General features: G+C 43.8%; 21 protein-coding genes. 9 read left to right on the forward strand and 12 right to left on the reverse strand.

The annotated features are described in order from the left end of the window. Positions 1–319 precede the first annotated feature (319 nt). From RM368_RS35560 to RM368_RS35575, 4 genes are read left to right on the forward strand one after another with little or no spacing between them, the layout of a single operon-like run. A complete protein-coding gene (locus tag RM368_RS35560) occupies positions 320–1,894 on the forward strand; it encodes a GMC family oxidoreductase (RefSeq protein WP_322698412.1) in 1,575 nt (524 codons plus the stop codon). 30 nt (positions 1,895–1,924) lie between these two features. Continuing rightward, positions 1,925–2,425: a DUF1622 domain-containing protein gene (locus RM368_RS35565; protein WP_322698413.1), complete on the forward strand. Its 501-nt coding sequence runs from the start codon at positions 1,925–1,927 to the stop codon at positions 2,423–2,425. Then, positions 2,422–2,940: an HPP family protein gene (locus tag RM368_RS35570; protein WP_322698414.1), complete on the forward strand. Its 519-nt coding sequence runs from the start codon at positions 2,422–2,424 to the stop codon at positions 2,938–2,940. The genes RM368_RS35565 and RM368_RS35570 overlap by 4 nt, the downstream gene beginning before the upstream one ends. 36 nt (positions 2,941–2,976) lie before the next feature. Continuing rightward, positions 2,977–3,324 (forward strand): hypothetical protein, encoded by a 348-nt coding sequence (locus tag RM368_RS35575; protein WP_322698415.1) that lies wholly within the window; start codon positions 2,977–2,979, stop codon positions 3,322–3,324. 329 nt (positions 3,325–3,653) lie between these two features. Here the strand turns inward: RM368_RS35575 and RM368_RS35580 are convergent, their stop codons facing one another. Continuing rightward, positions 3,654–6,761, reverse strand: coding sequence for a calcium-binding protein (locus tag RM368_RS35580; RefSeq protein WP_322698416.1), 3,108 nt, complete (start codon positions 6,759–6,761; stop codon positions 3,654–3,656). A gap of 586 nt (positions 6,762–7,347) precedes the next feature. Between RM368_RS35580 and ggt the strand changes: the two genes are divergently transcribed. Continuing rightward, positions 7,348–9,111 (forward strand): gamma-glutamyltransferase, encoded by a 1,764-nt coding sequence (gene ggt, locus RM368_RS35585; protein ID WP_322698417.1) that lies wholly within the window; start codon positions 7,348–7,350, stop codon positions 9,109–9,111. Positions 9,112–9,172: 61 nt separating this feature from the next. On the opposite strand, the gene RM368_RS35590 is transcribed toward ggt, so the two are convergent. From RM368_RS35590 to RM368_RS35630, 9 genes are all read right to left on the reverse strand, one after another. After that, positions 9,173–9,436, reverse strand: coding sequence for a hypothetical protein (locus RM368_RS35590; RefSeq protein ID WP_292785151.1), 264 nt, complete (start codon positions 9,434–9,436; stop codon positions 9,173–9,175). A gap of 643 nt (positions 9,437–10,079) precedes the next feature. Beyond that, positions 10,080–11,267, reverse strand: a complete 1,188-nt coding sequence (locus tag RM368_RS35595; RefSeq protein WP_322698418.1) for an IS110 family transposase — start codon at positions 11,265–11,267, stop codon at positions 10,080–10,082. Positions 11,268–11,642: 375 nt separating this feature from the next. Beyond that, positions 11,643–11,843, reverse strand: a complete 201-nt coding sequence (locus tag RM368_RS35600) for a hypothetical protein (RefSeq protein ID WP_322698419.1) — start codon at positions 11,841–11,843, stop codon at positions 11,643–11,645. After that, a complete protein-coding gene (locus RM368_RS35605; protein WP_322698420.1) occupies positions 11,836–12,531 on the reverse strand; it encodes a hypothetical protein in 696 nt (231 codons plus the stop codon). The genes RM368_RS35600 and RM368_RS35605 overlap by 8 nt, the downstream gene beginning before the upstream one ends. 2 nt (positions 12,532–12,533) lie before the next feature. Further along, positions 12,534–12,866 carry a hypothetical protein gene (locus RM368_RS35610; protein WP_322698421.1) on the reverse strand — a complete coding sequence of 111 codons (333 nt, stop codon included), beginning with the start codon at positions 12,864–12,866 and terminating at the stop codon, positions 12,534–12,536. 81 nt (positions 12,867–12,947) lie between these two features. Beyond that, positions 12,948–13,139: a hypothetical protein gene (locus RM368_RS35615; RefSeq protein WP_322698422.1), complete on the reverse strand. Its 192-nt coding sequence runs from the start codon at positions 13,137–13,139 to the stop codon at positions 12,948–12,950. A gap of 93 nt (positions 13,140–13,232) precedes the next feature. Continuing rightward, positions 13,233–13,550, reverse strand: a complete 318-nt coding sequence (locus tag RM368_RS35620) for a hypothetical protein (RefSeq protein WP_322698423.1) — start codon at positions 13,548–13,550, stop codon at positions 13,233–13,235. Positions 13,551–13,633: 83 nt separating this feature from the next. Continuing rightward, positions 13,634–13,807 carry a hypothetical protein gene (locus RM368_RS35625; protein WP_322698424.1) on the reverse strand — a complete coding sequence of 58 codons (174 nt, stop codon included), beginning with the start codon at positions 13,805–13,807 and terminating at the stop codon, positions 13,634–13,636. A gap of 81 nt (positions 13,808–13,888) precedes the next feature. Next, positions 13,889–14,083, reverse strand: coding sequence for a hypothetical protein (locus tag RM368_RS35630; protein ID WP_322698425.1), 195 nt, complete (start codon positions 14,081–14,083; stop codon positions 13,889–13,891). A 224-nt stretch (positions 14,084–14,307) separates the two neighbouring features. Between RM368_RS35630 and RM368_RS35635 the strand changes: the two genes are divergently transcribed. From RM368_RS35635 to RM368_RS35650, 4 genes are all read left to right on the forward strand, one after another. Beyond that, positions 14,308–14,718 (forward strand): hypothetical protein, encoded by a 411-nt coding sequence (locus RM368_RS35635; RefSeq protein ID WP_322698426.1) that lies wholly within the window; start codon positions 14,308–14,310, stop codon positions 14,716–14,718. Positions 14,719–14,820: 102 nt separating this feature from the next. Continuing rightward, complete coding sequence (locus tag RM368_RS35640; protein ID WP_322698427.1) at positions 14,821–15,030, forward strand: hypothetical protein; 210 nt, start codon at positions 14,821–14,823, stop codon at positions 15,028–15,030. Positions 15,031–15,061: 31 nt separating this feature from the next. Next, on the forward strand, positions 15,062–15,304 hold the full coding sequence (locus RM368_RS35645) for a hypothetical protein (protein ID WP_322698428.1): 243 nt from the start codon (positions 15,062–15,064) through the stop codon (positions 15,302–15,304). Positions 15,305–15,550: 246 nt separating this feature from the next. Next, a complete protein-coding gene (locus RM368_RS35650) occupies positions 15,551–16,147 on the forward strand; it encodes a DUF4102 domain-containing protein (protein ID WP_322698429.1) in 597 nt (198 codons plus the stop codon). Here the strand turns inward: RM368_RS35650 and RM368_RS35655 are convergent. After that, entirely contained in the window at positions 16,074–16,409 is a 336-nt protein-coding gene (locus RM368_RS35655; RefSeq protein ID WP_322698430.1) for a hypothetical protein, read from the reverse strand. The genes RM368_RS35650 and RM368_RS35655 overlap by 74 nt on opposite strands. After that, positions 16,354–16,548 (reverse strand): hypothetical protein, encoded by a 195-nt coding sequence (locus RM368_RS35660; RefSeq protein ID WP_322698431.1) that lies wholly within the window; start codon positions 16,546–16,548, stop codon positions 16,354–16,356. The genes RM368_RS35655 and RM368_RS35660 overlap by 56 nt, the downstream gene beginning before the upstream one ends. Between the last annotated feature and the right edge of the window lie 124 nt (positions 16,549–16,672).

Below are 16,672 nucleotides of genomic sequence, written 5' to 3' on the forward strand. Positions count from 1 at the left end.
GGCTGCTGATTTTATCACCCAGTCAGTTTAAAAGATGTTGGTAATGACAAGCTTTATAAGGAGGGATTAAGGGGGGTAATTCGACTTGTGTATACACCGTAGCCCTTGTAAATGGGGAATAATCTCTTAAATTCCCCCTTTATAAGGAAATTTGGGGGTTAAGATCGGAATTTAATGTGTTATACGACACTTTTAAAACATATTTTTAAAAGTATTGAAATTTTGAAAAAAATTATAAAATAACTTAAAATATTGCCAAATTAATTTGTGGATCAAAGAAATTAAACCGTAAATAATATGAAATTACCAATTATCAATTATGACTAGCATCAAAGAAAATTACGATATCATTATTATCGGTACAGGAGCCGGCGGAGGTACATTAGTCCATCGCCTTGCACCCACAGGGAAAAAAATTCTAGTACTAGAAAGAGGCGACTTTTTACCGAGAGAGAAAGCTAACTGGAATCCAGAGGAAGTCTATCAAAAACATCGTTACCATACTCATGAGCAATGGTATAACAAGGAAGGCAAAGCCTTTCAACCTCAGACAGGCTATTGGGTTGGTGGCAATACCAAACTCTACGGTGCAGCCTTAATTAGATTCCGGGAGCGAGATTTTGAAAGGGTAATTCATAAAGAAGGAATTTCTCCAGAATGGCCTTTGAAGTATCAAGACTTTGAGCCATACTACACCCAAGCAGAAAAGCTATATGACGTGCATGGTCAGGAAGGAGAAGACCCTACAGAACCACCTCGCAGCGAACCATATCCCTATCCGCCAGTGAGTCATGAGCCAGATATGCAGTCCCTTGCTGATGGCATCCGGGAACTAGGTTACTACCCATTTCATTTACCACTAGGATTAAAGCTCAATGAAAGCGATCGCCTAAATAGCCCCTGCATTCGCTGCGATACCTTTGATGGATATCCTTGTCTCGTACACGCAAAAGCTGATGCCGATGTTAACGCCATTCGTCCGGCTCGTGAAAAATATGCCAATGTTACTCTTTTAACTAATACTAAAGTCTTGCGGCTGCATACCAGTGAGTCGGGGCGAGAAGTGACGAAGATAGAAACTGAAATTGCAGGAGAAAAACATTGGTTTGCAGGCGATATTGTGGTTGTTGCCTGTGGTTCTGTCAACTCAGCTGCTTTGCTGTTACGCTCTGCTAATGACAAACATCCCAACGGATTAGCAAATAGTTCCGATCAAGTGGGGCGGAATTTTATGAAACAACTGGAAACGGCCATAGTTTCTATACATCTAGAGGTGAATCACGCTAACTTTCAAAAAACGATCGCTGTCAATGATTTTTACTGGGGAGAGCCGGATTTCCCTTATCCGATGGGCATGGTGCAGAATACAGGTAATGTCCTAGCTGATATGATTCCCGGAGAAGCACCGCCACTGATGGCTCCATTTGTCAAGCTGATTCCTCATTTTGAGCGTCATTTGCTGGCCGAGCGATCGGTTGGCTGGTGGTTGCAAACAGAGGATTTACCAGACCCAAATAATCGGATTCGGGTAGTGGGCGACAAGATTCATGTTGACTATACACTGAATAATATTGAAGCAAGCGATCGCTTAATTCACCGATGGACATCTGTACTCAAGTCAATCCCTGGTTCTGCTAAACACGTCTTGCCATTTAGCATTTATCCCCGCACTCATATACCAGAACAAGCAGTTGCTCATCAATGCGGTAGTTGTCGATTTGGCACAGATCCTAAAACCTCAGTCCTGGATCTCAATTGCCGTACTCATGATGTCGATAATCTTTATATTGTAGATAGTAGTTTCTTTCCCTCAAATTCGGGAGTTAACCCCACGCTCACGATTATGGCAAATGCTTTGCGCGTTGGCGATCTGCTTGCAGCAACGCTTCCCTAACGCATAGCTGAACGATTGAAGTAGAAAGCTATGAAAAAAGAGGCATCACAAGATTCATTAATTAATTTAATATTGCCCCTAGCCCTCATATTAGGGCTAGTTCTGCTTTTGAGTCTGAATGTGGAAGCCGGAGAACAGGGCAGAGAAACTACTCCTCTAGAGACATGGCTGAAAGTCATTGTTGGTTATTTAGCAGCAGGGACAGAAATTGCCGCAGCAGTTGTGATTGGCGCAGCAGTAATCCGAGGTTTTTCTACCTATTTGCGATTGTTGTTCTCTCGCTCCAAACAACATTTTGATGCCACAGAAGGAATTCGTCTACAATTGGGTCGAGTGCTGGCATTGGGGTTGGAATTTACTGTCGCCAGCGATATTTTGCGGACAGCAGTAGCACCCACCCGCCAGGATATTTTGAATTTAGGAGCGATCGTTTTGCTGCGAACCTTGCTGAATTATTTCTTAGAGCGAGAGATTCAGCAAGGAGAACAACGCCGTTCATCGGAGCCGGAACTAGATAGGAGTATACGATGAAATCCCATCGTTCCAGCTTAAAACCTTTGGAAGGTGCAAATCGATCGCTCCGCCGCCACCTGGATTGGAAAGGTGAGTTGGCATTAGCCACTGCGCCGACATTAGTTATATTGTCTGTGTTTGCACTAGTAGAGGTACTAACCCGCCAGCGTTTATTGTTTGCGTCCCTAGCTTCTAGTGCCTTTCTCATTTATCTCGATCCCCAGCACGGTACAAATACAATGCGAACTCTAGCCATTTCCCAAATGATGGCAGCTGGAATCGGTTTTATAACTTATGTGCTGTTAGGTTCGGGTTATCTATCTGGGGGAACTGCAATGCTCGTCACCATCGTACTGATGATCCTGTTAGATGTGATGCATCCTCCAGCCGTTTCTACATCCTTAAGCTTTGCTTTAAAAGCTGGTAATGACAATAACCTAGTTTTATTTGGTCTAGCTGTGGGCATCACTGCCCTGTTGGTTGGATTACAACGTTTTGCTCTGTGGCTTCTGGCACACCTGAGCCAGAAGTAGTTTCATGCTGATTATAGTTTCAAGGAGAAACAAATTATGAACCAAGAACACTCTACTTCTAACCAAGAAAATGAAAATCAAACGCCCCCAAACACTCATCCGATTGCAACAGGATTGGGAGCAGCCGGGGGCGGAATTACAGGAGCCGCACTAGGCCGCTCAATTGGTGGTAAGGTTGGTGCTGCAATTGGTGGCGTTGCAGGTGCGATCGCACTTGGAGTTGCAGCCAATGAACTGGTAGGATACACCGAGCAATTCATTGAAGAACTCCAACCAACAGTAGGCTTAGGATTAGGAGCAGATCATAAACCCGTTGAACTACCTAGTCACTATAGTTGGGAAGAACTACAAGCACTATCAAAACCTCAAAAGGAAAAAATCTAGAACCGCAAAGTTTGCTAGAGAAATAGTTGCTCAAGAGTAGCCAAATAAGCTTCAGGATTTCGGCAAAATCGTAGTTGTTCAATACGATTAAGTTAATGATTGGTGGCGTCTCGCCCGCCCTGAAATACAAGGGACGGGCTTTTCGGCCCATCCCACAAAATTAGCAAAATCATCCCGCTTTCTCTGCAACGCCAGTTTTTCCTACCTGAATCGATTTTTGGAGTAACTTTAATTGTCGATAATCGAGTTAGTACTGTTTGATTGCACAAATAATCTGCCAAAAGTAAAAGCTTTCGGCATACTTTATTCAATTACATTGAGGATAACAATTAAACAACCACAAAATTATTGTTGGTTAATGACAACCCAGGAGATAATCCGGCAAATTGTACCTGAGTAAATGCGCCTGCACTACCATCTCGATCAAAGAACAATGCACCTGTAGTGGAGTTATAAATAAATCGCTGGCTACTAGTAGTTGCAGATTCTCCCAGTGTCAACTGACTTGCTTGAAGTACACCTGCTGATAAACCGCCACCAAAACCAGCAGCCGACACCTGAATTAGTTCATTAATTGCACCGAAGTCACGTATCAGATCGAGACCTTCATTGAAACTATTGAAAACAAAAGTATCAGTACCACCTTCTCCATAGAGCCAATCATTACCCTTGCCACCGATGAGGGTATCATTACCATTGCCACCTTTGAGGGTGTTATTAGCAGTGGCATCAGAGGCTATCAGGGAATCATTACCATCACCCCCATCTAATATGTTGGCCCTTGAACCGTTAACATTCAATGTATCGTCACCAACACCACCGTTGAGGGTGTTATGACCTGAGGCATCGGCAAAGAGAAAATCATTACCATTGCCCCCATTTAATAGATTATTACCAGTCTCATAAGAGGCTATCAGGGAATCATTACCATCGCCCCCATCTAATATGTGGGCACCTGAACCGAAAACATTTAATGTATCGTCACCAACACCACCGTTGAGGGTGTTATTACCTAAGGAGAAATAGCCAGAGAAGGCAGAGAGAAAATCGTTACCATCACCCCCATCTAATAGATTATCGTCTGTTGAACCGTAAACATTCAATGTATCGTTACCAATACCACCGTTGAGGGTGTTATCGCCCGATATGCTACCCTCAACAACATTTCCGAATTCGTCGTAAATGTAACTCCAAGCCCGTAAAGAATCATTGCCATTGCCTCCATTGAGGAGATGATCCCCTGTAGAAAGACTAATATCCAAGAAATCTCCACCAGCGCCGCCATTTATTGTATCGTTACCATTGCCTGAGCGGAGCGTATCATTACCATTGCTTCCCAGAAGATAATCATCGTAGTTTGTACCTGTGATATTTAATTGTTCGATATTCTTGTAACTAAACACTGTTGTGTCCGCCGTCGTCGAAATTACTGTAATGTTATTAGTCGGATTGAAAGTCGAAGTAATTCCGGTGGTAGCACTGCTATAACTCAAAGACAAGCTGTCGTTACCTGTTCCCCCGTCTACTGTTTGAGTTACTAACGTAGATAGGGAGCCGAAATTTAAGGAATCATCGCCATTGCCACCATTGACGATATTATTGCCATCGCCACCATCGAGAGTATCATTGCCATCGCCCCCATTGAGAGTATTATTGCCATCGCCACCCCTCAAAATGTCATTGCCACTTAAGCCTTCAATAATGTCATCACCTGCTTGACCATTGATGACATCATTTGAATTGTCAAATCCACTAACATTGTTGTCTAGGTCGTTTAGGAAGGTGACTGTATTTTTTTTAAAGACAGTGCTTTGGGTGGAGTTGGCATCGAAGACATCAAAGCTGTCAGCGATGGTAGTTTGCCCATAAAACAGAATATTGCCCAAATCTACAGTGGCTCCAGTAGATAAGCTTAGGTTATCCAAGTTTTCTAGGGCAAAGTTTTCCAGGATGAATCTGGTATCACCATATCCTTGAAAGCTGATTTCTAAACTTGTGCCATTCTGGGTGAGAAGCAAATTTTTGGCAGTGAAGCCACTATTGTTCTGGAATATCAAAGTATCCACTTCGGCAATGACTGCTGCTGTGGGGTTTGTTCCTTTACCTACTCCAGTAAAATCAGCGATTGTAGTAGTGCCAGTATTAATTATGTCGATGTATCTGTAAGTATCAGTTGCGTTGCTTAAGCCATTGTAAACAAATTTGTCCTTCCCACCGCCGCCTGTGAGGCTATCCTTACCACCACCGCCTGTAAGGCTATCATCGCCATTACCACCGTTGAGGGTGTTATTACCAGTGGCACCAGAGGCTGTTAGAGTATCATTGCCATCGCCTCCAGAAAGCAGGTTCTTACCAGATGAGCGAGAGTCGAAGTAGGAGTCAAAATATTGGTAAACATAGCCAGAGATGGAGAGGAAATCATTGCCATCGCCTCCAAAAAGCAGGTTATCGCCTGATGAACCGCTAGCACTCAAGGTATCATCACCAGCACCACCGTTGAGGGTGTTATCGCCCTTGGAAACAGAGTTAGACGCTGTGTACTCCTCACTGCCTACACTTCCAGAGATGGAGAGAGAATCATTGCCATCGCCTCCAAAAAGCAGGTTATCGCCAAGTGAACCGCTAGCATTTAAAGTATCATCACCAGCACCACCGTTGAGGGTATTGTTGCCTAAAGAGCGATCGTCGTAGTCTGGTAAGTAGGCGTTGTATTCGTAGCTGCCAGAGATATTTAAAAAATCATTGCCATCGCCACCAAAAAGCCGATTATTGCTTGAGGGGGAGTCAGCATATAAAGTATCATCACCAACACCACCGTTAAGGGTATTATTGCCCCCACCACCTCTTAAAAGGTCATTGCCACTTAAGCCTTCAATAATGTCATCACCTGCTTGACCATTGATGACATCATTTGAATTGTCAAATCCACTAACATTGTTGTCTAGGTCGTTTAGGAAGGTGACTGTATTTTTTTTAAAGACAGTGCTTTGGGTGGAGTTGGCATCGAAGACATCAAAGCTGTCAGCGATGGTAGTTTGCCCATAAAACAGAATATTGCCCAAATCTACAGTGGCTCCAGTAGATTTGCTGAGGTTATCCAAGTTTTGCAGGGCAAAGTTTTCTAGGATGAATTTGTAAAAACCAAACCCTTGAAAGTTGATTTCCAAGTTGTTGCCATTCTGGGTGAGGAGCAAGTTTTGGGCAGTGAAGCCACTATTGTTCTGGAAATTTAAGGTATCCACTTCAGCAATGACTGCTGCTGTGGGGTTTGTTCCTTTACCTACTCCACCGAAATCGGCGATTGTATTAATGTAGTTTGAGCCGCCGTAAAAAAATATATCGTTGCCACCGCCACCAGTTAGGGTGTCGTAGTTATCGTAGTAATCTAAAGTGCCCTGTAGGGTGTCGTTACCGCTGGTTCCAATGATAGTTGCCATAAGTTTTTCCTACCTGAATCGATTTTTGGAGTAACTTTAATTGTCAATAATCGAGTTAGTGCTGTTTGATGGCACAAATAATCTGCCAAAAGTTGAAGCTTTCGGCATACTTTATTCAGTCTTTAGATAGAGCCGCAAATTGTTCATTAAAGATTTTCTCTTTAATTCACTGCAAACATTACTTATCCCAGTGTTGAGGACTATCTAAGTCTTAAGCACTGTACAAAATTTAGTTGGTTTGTCAATGCATAAGTCTTACTAGTTTCAAAATAGGTAGGGAACACTTGAGACAGCATAAAATAGGAAATCTTTATGTATTCGTTGTCGGCGTAGCTTGCTGCCGTAGACCTCGCCCTGGAATTTTTATCTGGAAAATAGGAAACATCAAAAATAACCCAACAATAACTAAATATCGAATATTTACTTAGATGTCTATCTTTTCAAAAAATCTTTGCATACGCTTCATATTTATAATCGTTCAAGCAGGGATAGGAAAGCGATGCCTACGGCGGCAAGCTAGGCAAACAATGGTAATCAAAATCTGATAAATTAAGTACACCGAGATGCTAAATATGTATAAAATTTTATGAGAAATGGTATAAAAAAGCTTGCTGTTGCTAAACCCAAGCGAGTCGCGAGCGTAATCTTTTCTTTCACCGTCTTGCTTTACAGCCAAGTAGCATCAGCTGCCTTAACTTTACCCCTACGCAGCAAGAAGGGGATGGTGGTTTCAGCTCATCCCCTAGCAAGTGAAGCGGGAATTTTGATGTTACGCAAAGGGGGTAATGCAGTGGATGCGGTTGTAGCTACAACCTTCGCTCTTTCTGTAGTTGAGCCTTTTTCAGCCGGAATCGGCGGTGGCGGATTTTTGCTGATGCACTCTGAGAAAACTGGCGAGATGAAAGCGCTAGATTTCCGCGAACGCGCACCACTGAAAGCTACAAGAAATATGTATCTAGATGCAGCAGGAAAAGTCCGTCCAAATGCAAGTATTAATGGTTATTTGGCAGTTGCCACACCAGGAACGGTAGCAGGACTTTATGAGGTGCATCGTCGCTATGGTAAGCTTTCTTGGCAAGAGGTAATGAAACCTGCGATCGCACTCGCTAAAGATGGCTTTATTCTTGGCAATGTGCTAACCGAAAGGCTCAACCAGCGCCAGGAAGCAATTCTCAACAATCCCGCAGCGCGAGAAATTTTCACTCGCAATGGTGAATTTTATCAACCAAGGGAAAAACTTGTGCAGCGCGATTTGGCACGCACTTTAACAGCAATTGCCGAAAATCCCCAAAGTTTTTACACCGGAAGTATTGCTCGGGCGATCGCTTCTGATATGGTAAAAAATGGTGGTTTAATTTCTCTGGAAGACCTAAAAGCCTACAAACCAATCTGGCGCACTCCTGTTTGTGGCAACTTCCGCAAAGCTAAAGTTTGCTCAATGCCACCACCATCATCAGGAGGCGTTCACCTATTGCAGATTTTAAATATTATCGGTGACACCGATTTAAAATCTTTAGGATGGCATCATCCAGACGCGATACATTTAATGGTAGAAGCAATGAAGATTGCTTATAGCGATCGCTCAAAATATTTAGGCGATCCTGATTTTGTCAAAGTCCCTGTACAAGAACTGCTCAGTCCAGCTTACGCCAAAAAACGCCGTCAAGAAATTAATATGCAAATGGCTCGACCCTCCACCGAAGTCAAGCCAGGAGATTTAAATTCAAAATGTCTGCGTCTTCCTTCATCCACTTGTCTTCCGCACGAATCTCTCCAAACCACTCATCTGAATGTTGTGGATGAACAACACAACGCCGTCAGTCTGACTTTCACGATTAATCTCAGTTTTGGTGCTGGTGTGGTGACACCGGGAACTGGAATTATTCTCAACAATGAGATGGATGATTTTGCTGCTGCGCCAGGAGTACCTAATGCTTTTGGTTTAGTTGGTAATGATGCCAACAGCATTGCACCCCGCAAAACTCCTCTATCCAGTATGACTCCCACAATTGTCACAGAAAATGGTCATTTTCGGATGGCGGCGGGTGCGCCTGGTGGTAGCACCATCATCACCCAGGTTTTGCAAGTAATCCTGAATGTGCTGGAATACAACATGGATGTTGGTGCGGCTATTTCTGTTCCACGCATACATCATCAATGGCTGCCAGATGAGTTGCGCGTTGAATCCTGGGGCTTGGATGCTTTGACTTTGCAAGACTTACGCCGTCGGGGGCACAAAATTAAAGAAACTACTCCTTGGGGTAATGGTAACGCGATCGCTATTACATCTGATGGAATTTTAGAAGGAGCCGCCGATCCTCGCGGCGAAGGTTCCCCCAGAGGTTTGTGAGGAAGACGCCAGGACACAAAAAATAACTAATGACAAATGACAAATGACAAATGACAAATGACTATTGATTTTGGATTGTTGACTCTGCGTAGCTACTGCTGCCAAACTCATTTGCCCGTGCGCTAGGTACTAGTGTCCAACCTGCTTTCAAAAGTTTTTGATAAGTTGCCCAACCTTTAGAGCCACCTGGTATTTGATAATCTGGGACTGCAAAATGTCCAAAAGCTGTGTAAGGACGCCAAGGTTGATTGGGTTCTGTCTGCAAATACAAAATTTTCTCTCCATCGCCACCAGACTTAGATAACCAGCACATTTGTCGATGCATTGCAAACTCCTTTGCTTTTAGCTAATAATGCACAATAGCTGATCTTTGTCAAGCTAATTATCACCCTTGGGGATAATTTTTGCCTAGTACTTTAGACAAAATGTAATTAAGTTCTATCCACTGCGAGATAATTGCTTAATAACTCATAGCCTGGAAGACAGCTGCTAACGGGACATAAAGATAAACAGCCTTGGCTCACCTTGTTTATTGGGTGAGATTTTTCTCATGTTATCCGCGTTTTTTGCGATCGTGTGTAACAATCACTACTATTTTGGCTGAGGCTCGGAATTAGACTATTTGTTTTTCACTCTAGTCATTTGAAAGCTTAAAAACTTGAGTGCATATTTTCAGATGCCCCTGTATTGCTTCATCCCAAGTGGGGTAAAAGTTCCTTTTTCCATCCATTACCCCACCCATGACCAATGTTTCAAATATCATAGGTTGAAAAAGTGAGTTGCTGCTGCCAGGGTTTAAGTCTATGCCCACAAATTTAGTTGAAATTATAGAGTCTTTAAGTTCATTGATCATAACCGTGGTGCTAGCTGACATTATCCACAAAGACCACTCCATGAAGGACTCAACAGGAATCGGGGTTTGTCCTTCTAATTTGTAATAGTACCGATTAGGCATAATTCCGTTTTTGTCACTTCAAGCTTTTAATTAATTCTCTAAACAGTAACCGCGCTCCTTTGGCTGCAATGCGATTTCTGACAAGCTTCACAGAACGACCCGCAGCCTTTTCGATATCTAACTGTTCACCCAAAGTTTTACCAATATCATTTTTGAGTCGCGATCGCTTCGGCTCAATGCGAGTAAAAACCCACTGCCACAAGGATTTACGACACAAGTCTGACCCGCCTACCACTTTGCTTTTACGGCTATCGCCGGAAGCTTCAAGGGATGGAGCAGCGCCTAATGCTTTTTGAAATCTTCTCAGTGAAAGGTGGCGTTTAGTAGGCTTTTTAGAATTTCGCCCCTGGCGTATTCTCACCTCTGGTTTCCCCTCTGCATTGAGGAATCCCTCAATGGGATAAATCTGGGAGAGAACGATCGCAGTTAGGCGATCGCCAAATCCAAACTTTTTGAAGACTGCCCGGTAATGCTCAAATCTAGAATCAGCAAGCAATTGGCGCAACTCTGCCTCAATGACGTGTTCCTCACTTTGGAGGTCACAGATCCGTTTTGCGTGTTCTCGAACAGTGTCAGTGATTCCCAAGCCGACAGTTTGGGAGTAAAGCCGGTCATAGCGCGTACTTTTGCGAATTCCAGCAAGCCAGCCCCAAAGCATTGGCGCAAGACCTGATTCACTCCGCAGGGACTTTACTAGTGCAACTTCTGGGAACTGCCACGCCAAATCCTGACGTGCCCGATTCATAATCGGTGACTGAACGCGGTTAAGGTGAGCAAGTCTTAGTACTAATTCCCGAATTCTGACTATTTCGCGATCGCGAATTTGGACAAATCGACGCGGGTCTTGTTGGTAGTCGAAGTAATAGCAAGCCAGCGCTAGGGCGTCGGCATCGTCATCTTTATCAGGTAGTGCCAAGTGATTGGCTCGATAATTTCGCAATTCCTTATGGCCAACCAATCGCACTTCTACCCCGCTTCGCGCCAAGTGAGTTCCCCAAAGCTTGCTGTAGTTACTGCCAGTTGGTTCTAGTAGTGCAATGTCCGCGTTGAGCGCGAGTAAATCTTGAATACCTTTTGCATCAGCGCTCAACTTGAAAAATGGACACTCGTAGTAGAATTGACGTGGATCTGAGGGCTTTTCTAAAAGCAGACAAGCAGAAACTGAGGACTTGCTAACATCAAGTCCCAAAATTCTAATCATTCAGTTCTCCTCTGGGTGGTTTCGTCTTGTTCCCTGATGCCATGCCTTCGAATCACCCGAAGGCCACAACAGCCTAATTTACTCTCAAGGCAATGCCGCAGCGCGAACTGCGGCGACATAGGGAGGGAACAGCGCACTCACAGCAGCCGAGCTTGTGAAAAACAAAAAGCCAAAAATAGCTTGTTTCTGCTGAAAAGCCCTAAGTTGCTGTGTGTATGTGCTGTACGTCGGATTTGGAGTCCGTCCGCGACGTGAGATTAACTCACGTTTCGGCTACCGACTCAAGTAGCCCGCGCTTTTTTTAGCGCGATCACAACTGCGATTCATCAGGCGGTTATTTCGTTATCCAGAGACTCAACTATTTCTTGAATTTTTTCAGCAGATAATTAATTCACGGTATTGTTCGCCAGCTTTTGCTCCTACATATTCTTTCCAATCCTCTATGGTTTCCCCAGTTACTTTGGCAAGAATTTGTATAGCTACTCCCATAGCTAAACTGTTTAGTACATATAACTCTTTTGTTAAAGTCACAAAGTCATTATTTAATGGTTTAGTTATCAAGTTTTCATCACTCATAAATTTCATCATCATCAAATTCATCATCATTAAATTCGTCATCATCACCAACTAATGAATATGAGTTTTCTGGGTCAATAATGTTAAGAGCATGGGTGAATGCTTGACCCGTGATTACATCAAAAACTGAAAAGCCACCATTCGCGATCGCAAACTCAATTGGTATCGTATTGAAAATTTGTTCCAGTTCCGGCGTTCTCAGCCTTGGGTCGATGTCCTCAATGGAGTTGATTTGCCGTGGTTCCTGGTTGCCATCAATCCATCGCTCATATTGGGTATTGCAAAACTCAACAAAAGCTCTAGCGCCTTCAGGCGTTCCTGACTCTGGTGCAGTTTCAAAAAAATCAGCAAGTTCTTTGCTACGGGCGAACCCTTCAACCCAACATTGCATAGAAGCAACCCACTCGTGACTCATGGAAAAGCCACCTTTTAGCTCTGCCTCAAGTGCGACTGTGACTGCATCAGTTTTGCAATAGATGGCAATAATTTGGGCTAGGGACTGAAATTGAATGCTACTAAGGCGCTCTACGTCGATAATCCACAGCGCCACCTCTTCACCATTTTGGTCAACGGTTCGCTCCATCGGGAAAGGGTCGCGCATGGGTATCATGCCGTTTGCAAAGAAATCTAAGATTGGCTCATAAGGATTGCCGGGTTTGAGTTTTACCCAAGTGTCATGTTTGGTCATGATTAAAAATTCTTGTTGACTTCATCAAGTTGAGCTTGAGACATTTGGTCAAAAGGGATATCATCTGGGTCAGCCTCCACACCCGTTAATTTGTCTTTTTCAGCTTTGAGTCGATCTACTTCTTGGCTAAGTTCTCTCCTTTCCCTTTTCAGTTCCTTAATATCAAAAATTAGCTCGAAACTCTCTCTAGCTTTTCGTTCTACAAGTTCTGCTAGGGATGAAATTGCCGCTTCTGGATCTTCACCTTCTTGAACTTCTGCAAACAGTTCTAGGCGTTTACTTTCGTAGTTTCCCAGGTTAATCACTCGGTGGTAACTAATGCTTTTAACTTGCATAACTATGTGATATTTTTTACTTGTTGAATCGATTTTTTTAGCTGCGATCGCACTTCACAAGAAGCGCAATCGCAAAAATTTTCACCTATTCTTAGTCAACTCCTGTGCTTGGGGAAGGTCGAAAACTACCTCAAACACTCCCCCGCCCCGACGGAAAATGCTAGCAAAAGCATCAGCATCAGATTGAGTACGAAATCTAGCAACACAGTTACTTTGACCTTCAGGCAGACGTTGAAAAACTGCCCAAGGTCTTAATCCCTCGCGATAACTCATAATTGAGAATTCCTAATTGTGTAAAAAACACCAGCGCAAACCCTCCAGCCTGTGCTGGCGGAACCTTATATTTTCAGAGTGTCGTAGTGGGGTTTATTGCTGCATAGGCGACTCCTGTTTCTCAACGACAAAGTTTTGACCCCAGCGGATTTGGACGATAATCGCTTCCATGATTCCTGTTTGGTCTGCGATGGTCAGCTGTTCGATCATCTGCTTGGCAACGGTGAATATTTCCTCTCGACAATCACCTTCTAGTTGACAGCCGACGTGTGACGCCAGGGCGGTGAGGATAACCAGCTTTTCTCGCTTGCTGATTTTCTCAAATGCTGCACCATACTTATCCTGCAATGTCGCAAGTAGTGAATCATCGCCTGGGGTGTAATTGGTGTAGTAGCCTAATGGCTTACTCATTGGTAAAATCTCCTCAATGCAAATAAATCGTGAGTCGGCGATCGCTATCCAAAATCAGGGATGGTAGGCGATCGCCTTTTTAATTAGCTCTCCTCTTCTGGCCTTGAGGCGATGATGATGTTCAGGGTTGTGTTTCCTTCAGACTGTAAATTAACGATTACAAACTCCTGATCGTCGGCAGCAGCCGTTATGATTACCTCCGTTTGATCATCAAAGGCTTCTAAGCTTTCAATTAAGTCTTTAACTGTGGTTGTCATCTGGTTTCAAGGGTTAAGTGTGCAGACATCAAAATATCACCGCTGAGTAAACAGCGTTATGTAACTGTTATGTGATTGGGATTAGTCCTCCATTACCTCTGAGTCGAACTCAACCTCTATGTAACGGCTGACATCTGTGCTGTCGCGATTGGCATAATTTCCACTTTCACTTACGAGTGACAGTGCAGTAATGCTTTGCTCAACTTTGTGCAGGAATTTGCTAAAGGCTTCTACGTCTCTGGGGCCTCCTGTTATACGAATTTTGATTCTGCCCATTATGTTTACCGATTGACTGTTGACTTGAGGGTGTTTCCGCGCAAGGTCTAGGCGCGGGTGCTTGCTCCTGAATATGCCCTCACAGGCATTAAGCAAGGGTGAGGGGGGAGCTAAAAAAATAGTTTTATATGTGAAAAACTAATGTTATGTTAATCATATAAAAAACGTCTTGTCAAGTTTTCTATATGAGAAATTGATTTTCTATATGTAAAATGGGGGTTGACGTGAGTAACTTAATCGGAGATGGCAAGACCAAAGAAACTAGCGGAGGACGCGAAGAACGTCAGCCTGTTTATCAGCGAGAGCGACTGGCTGAAATTCAACAGCAAGGCCAAGGAGATGGGTATGAGCAGGGCGGACTTGATAGCAGCTATAGCTCAGGAAAAAATTTATTTAGTAGAATCGAATCCCTTATCGCAGGAGGAGATTTCGATCCTGGAAAAGTGTTAGAAGCCGTTCGCATGATCAGGGATGCACATTTATCTTATGTACGTGCACACAAGCAACGGCTGAAAACAAGACTTAATGAGGCTGAAGATAACGAAACTGATTTTATCAAATCCTGTGACCTAGTAGAACAAAAAATCCAGGGTTTTATAGACAAAACAGAAACAGTATCAAAAACCGAAGATTAAACCGTCCTGCCTTTAAGGTATGGGCGGTTTTGTTTTGCTGCGATCGCGGTGTGGGTGGAGGGGTGCGATCGCCACGAATTAATAAAGAATGACGAATGACGAATGGAAAAACCAAAGAAAAAGACTCAAGTATTCAAAAGCGGACAAGTCGAAGGTTACGAAGTGGGGCTGACACTTGAAGAAATGGAATGTCATGCCTGTGGCGGCGGCGGTGAAGTTGCTGAGGACGACGGGGACGGTAATGAATACACAGAACCTTGTACTGAATGCGACGGAGCCGGTGTTGTGTATCTCTCGATAAATGACAAATGACAAATAACAAATGACAAACAGCCAATGACCAATGACCAAATCAAAAATCACATCAAAAGTAGTTCGAGCTAGAAGCCTTGCTCTCTATGAGTTAGAGAAAGTTATCGACTATATCGGCACGATTGACCCAGAATTGGAACTTGACCAAGCGATCGTGCTGACAGCATACGTCTTGAGTGATTTACCAAAATTGTTTCAACAAAATCCTCAGTTAATCGCTCGGATACAAGAGAAAGCCACCAACATCAAACTCAAACGCCAACCACTGAACTAAAAAAACCAAAAAGCCACCAAAAGATTTAGCGATCGCAGGTGGAAATCAAGTAATCAAGAATCCTCAAGGATGGCTAGTTGACTGTTTGCGTAACTGTTACTGGCGAGATGAAAACTTTGGTTTATCTGAATTTTTGCTTGCTTTAAAATCTTGGTTCTCTAGCAACCTCCCAAGGGATTACTAGGGAATAATTGCATAAAAAAACTGCTTCCTGTGGAAGCAGCGATCGTAATAACCAGTTTGATTATGAACCAACCCACACTTTTTGATTTAGAAGCTTTTACTAAGTCCCCAGTCCCCATTCCCACTTCCGATCCTTACTGGGATGAAGAAACTGCGCCCCAACATCTCCAACCAGAAACCAGATGGAATCCTGCCCACTTTGGGGAAGTCCCTCATAAGGTAAGTGACAATGGACAACTGACAATTTTCTTTGATGACAGCGAGGAGCCACCAGACCCAGACGACTATTTAACCCTGGATGATTACGAGCAAGCCTGGGGCGAGTGGGAGCTACGTGTTGGGGCGCAAGTTACATCTGACACAACCGTAGAATCATGTGTTGGGGCGCAGGTATCACACATTACCCAAAAAGTTGCGCCCCAACACGATACCCACTGGGTAGAGAAGTACTGGGTAGAACGATCTGGTAATAAGTATTGGTATTTTCGGTACTGTTGGATGCAGGGACGGAAGAAAAACCGGCGTTACCTGGGTAGCGTCGATAGTGCCAGAGCAAGATCCAAAAAAGCAGATGTGGAAATTGCGATTAGCGACGGGCAGTCACCCCAGGAGATTGAAGAGTTAATTCGCTCCTGGCGTGGTTTGCGATCGCACTCCTGAAACGTCGTAATTCATCCCAGCGCCGACTAGTGGTAGACCCAGCCCGGCTGTGCTGATTTGGGTGAAATTCTGCAATTCTAGATTCTACAAAAGAGTCAATAGCCCGTAAAATCAGCTGTTGATCCATGACGTGACCAGAGTCAACGGCATAAGCGTATTCTAAAATTTGTTCTGCAAGTGCAATCGGTACGCGGATCGATTGAGTTTTACCGTGATTCCAAGCTGGTTGCCAGCTGGTGCGATTCTTCCCCGGCTTTAGCATTACCATTACCTTGAAAGGCCTGTTTCAAGGCAGGATACAGCGTTTTTGGTGCAATTGCTAGTCCCCAGTCCCCAATACCCAATGCCCAATGCCCAATGCCCAATAAAAAGCGATCGCCTGCCTTATTGGCGATCGCCATTGTTGCATCTAAAAGCGTGATGAATGTATCGATTTGAGTCTATCCGCCCAACTGCCGTTTGTCATAAGTTGACGTGAGTTCGACAAATTAAAAAACAGCAGGAGGTAGTGCAGGTAAGTCTTTA

Source organism: Nostoc sp. DedSLP03, assembly GCF_034530815.1.
Taxonomy (GTDB): Bacteria; Cyanobacteriota; Cyanobacteriia; order Cyanobacteriales; family Nostocaceae; genus Nostoc.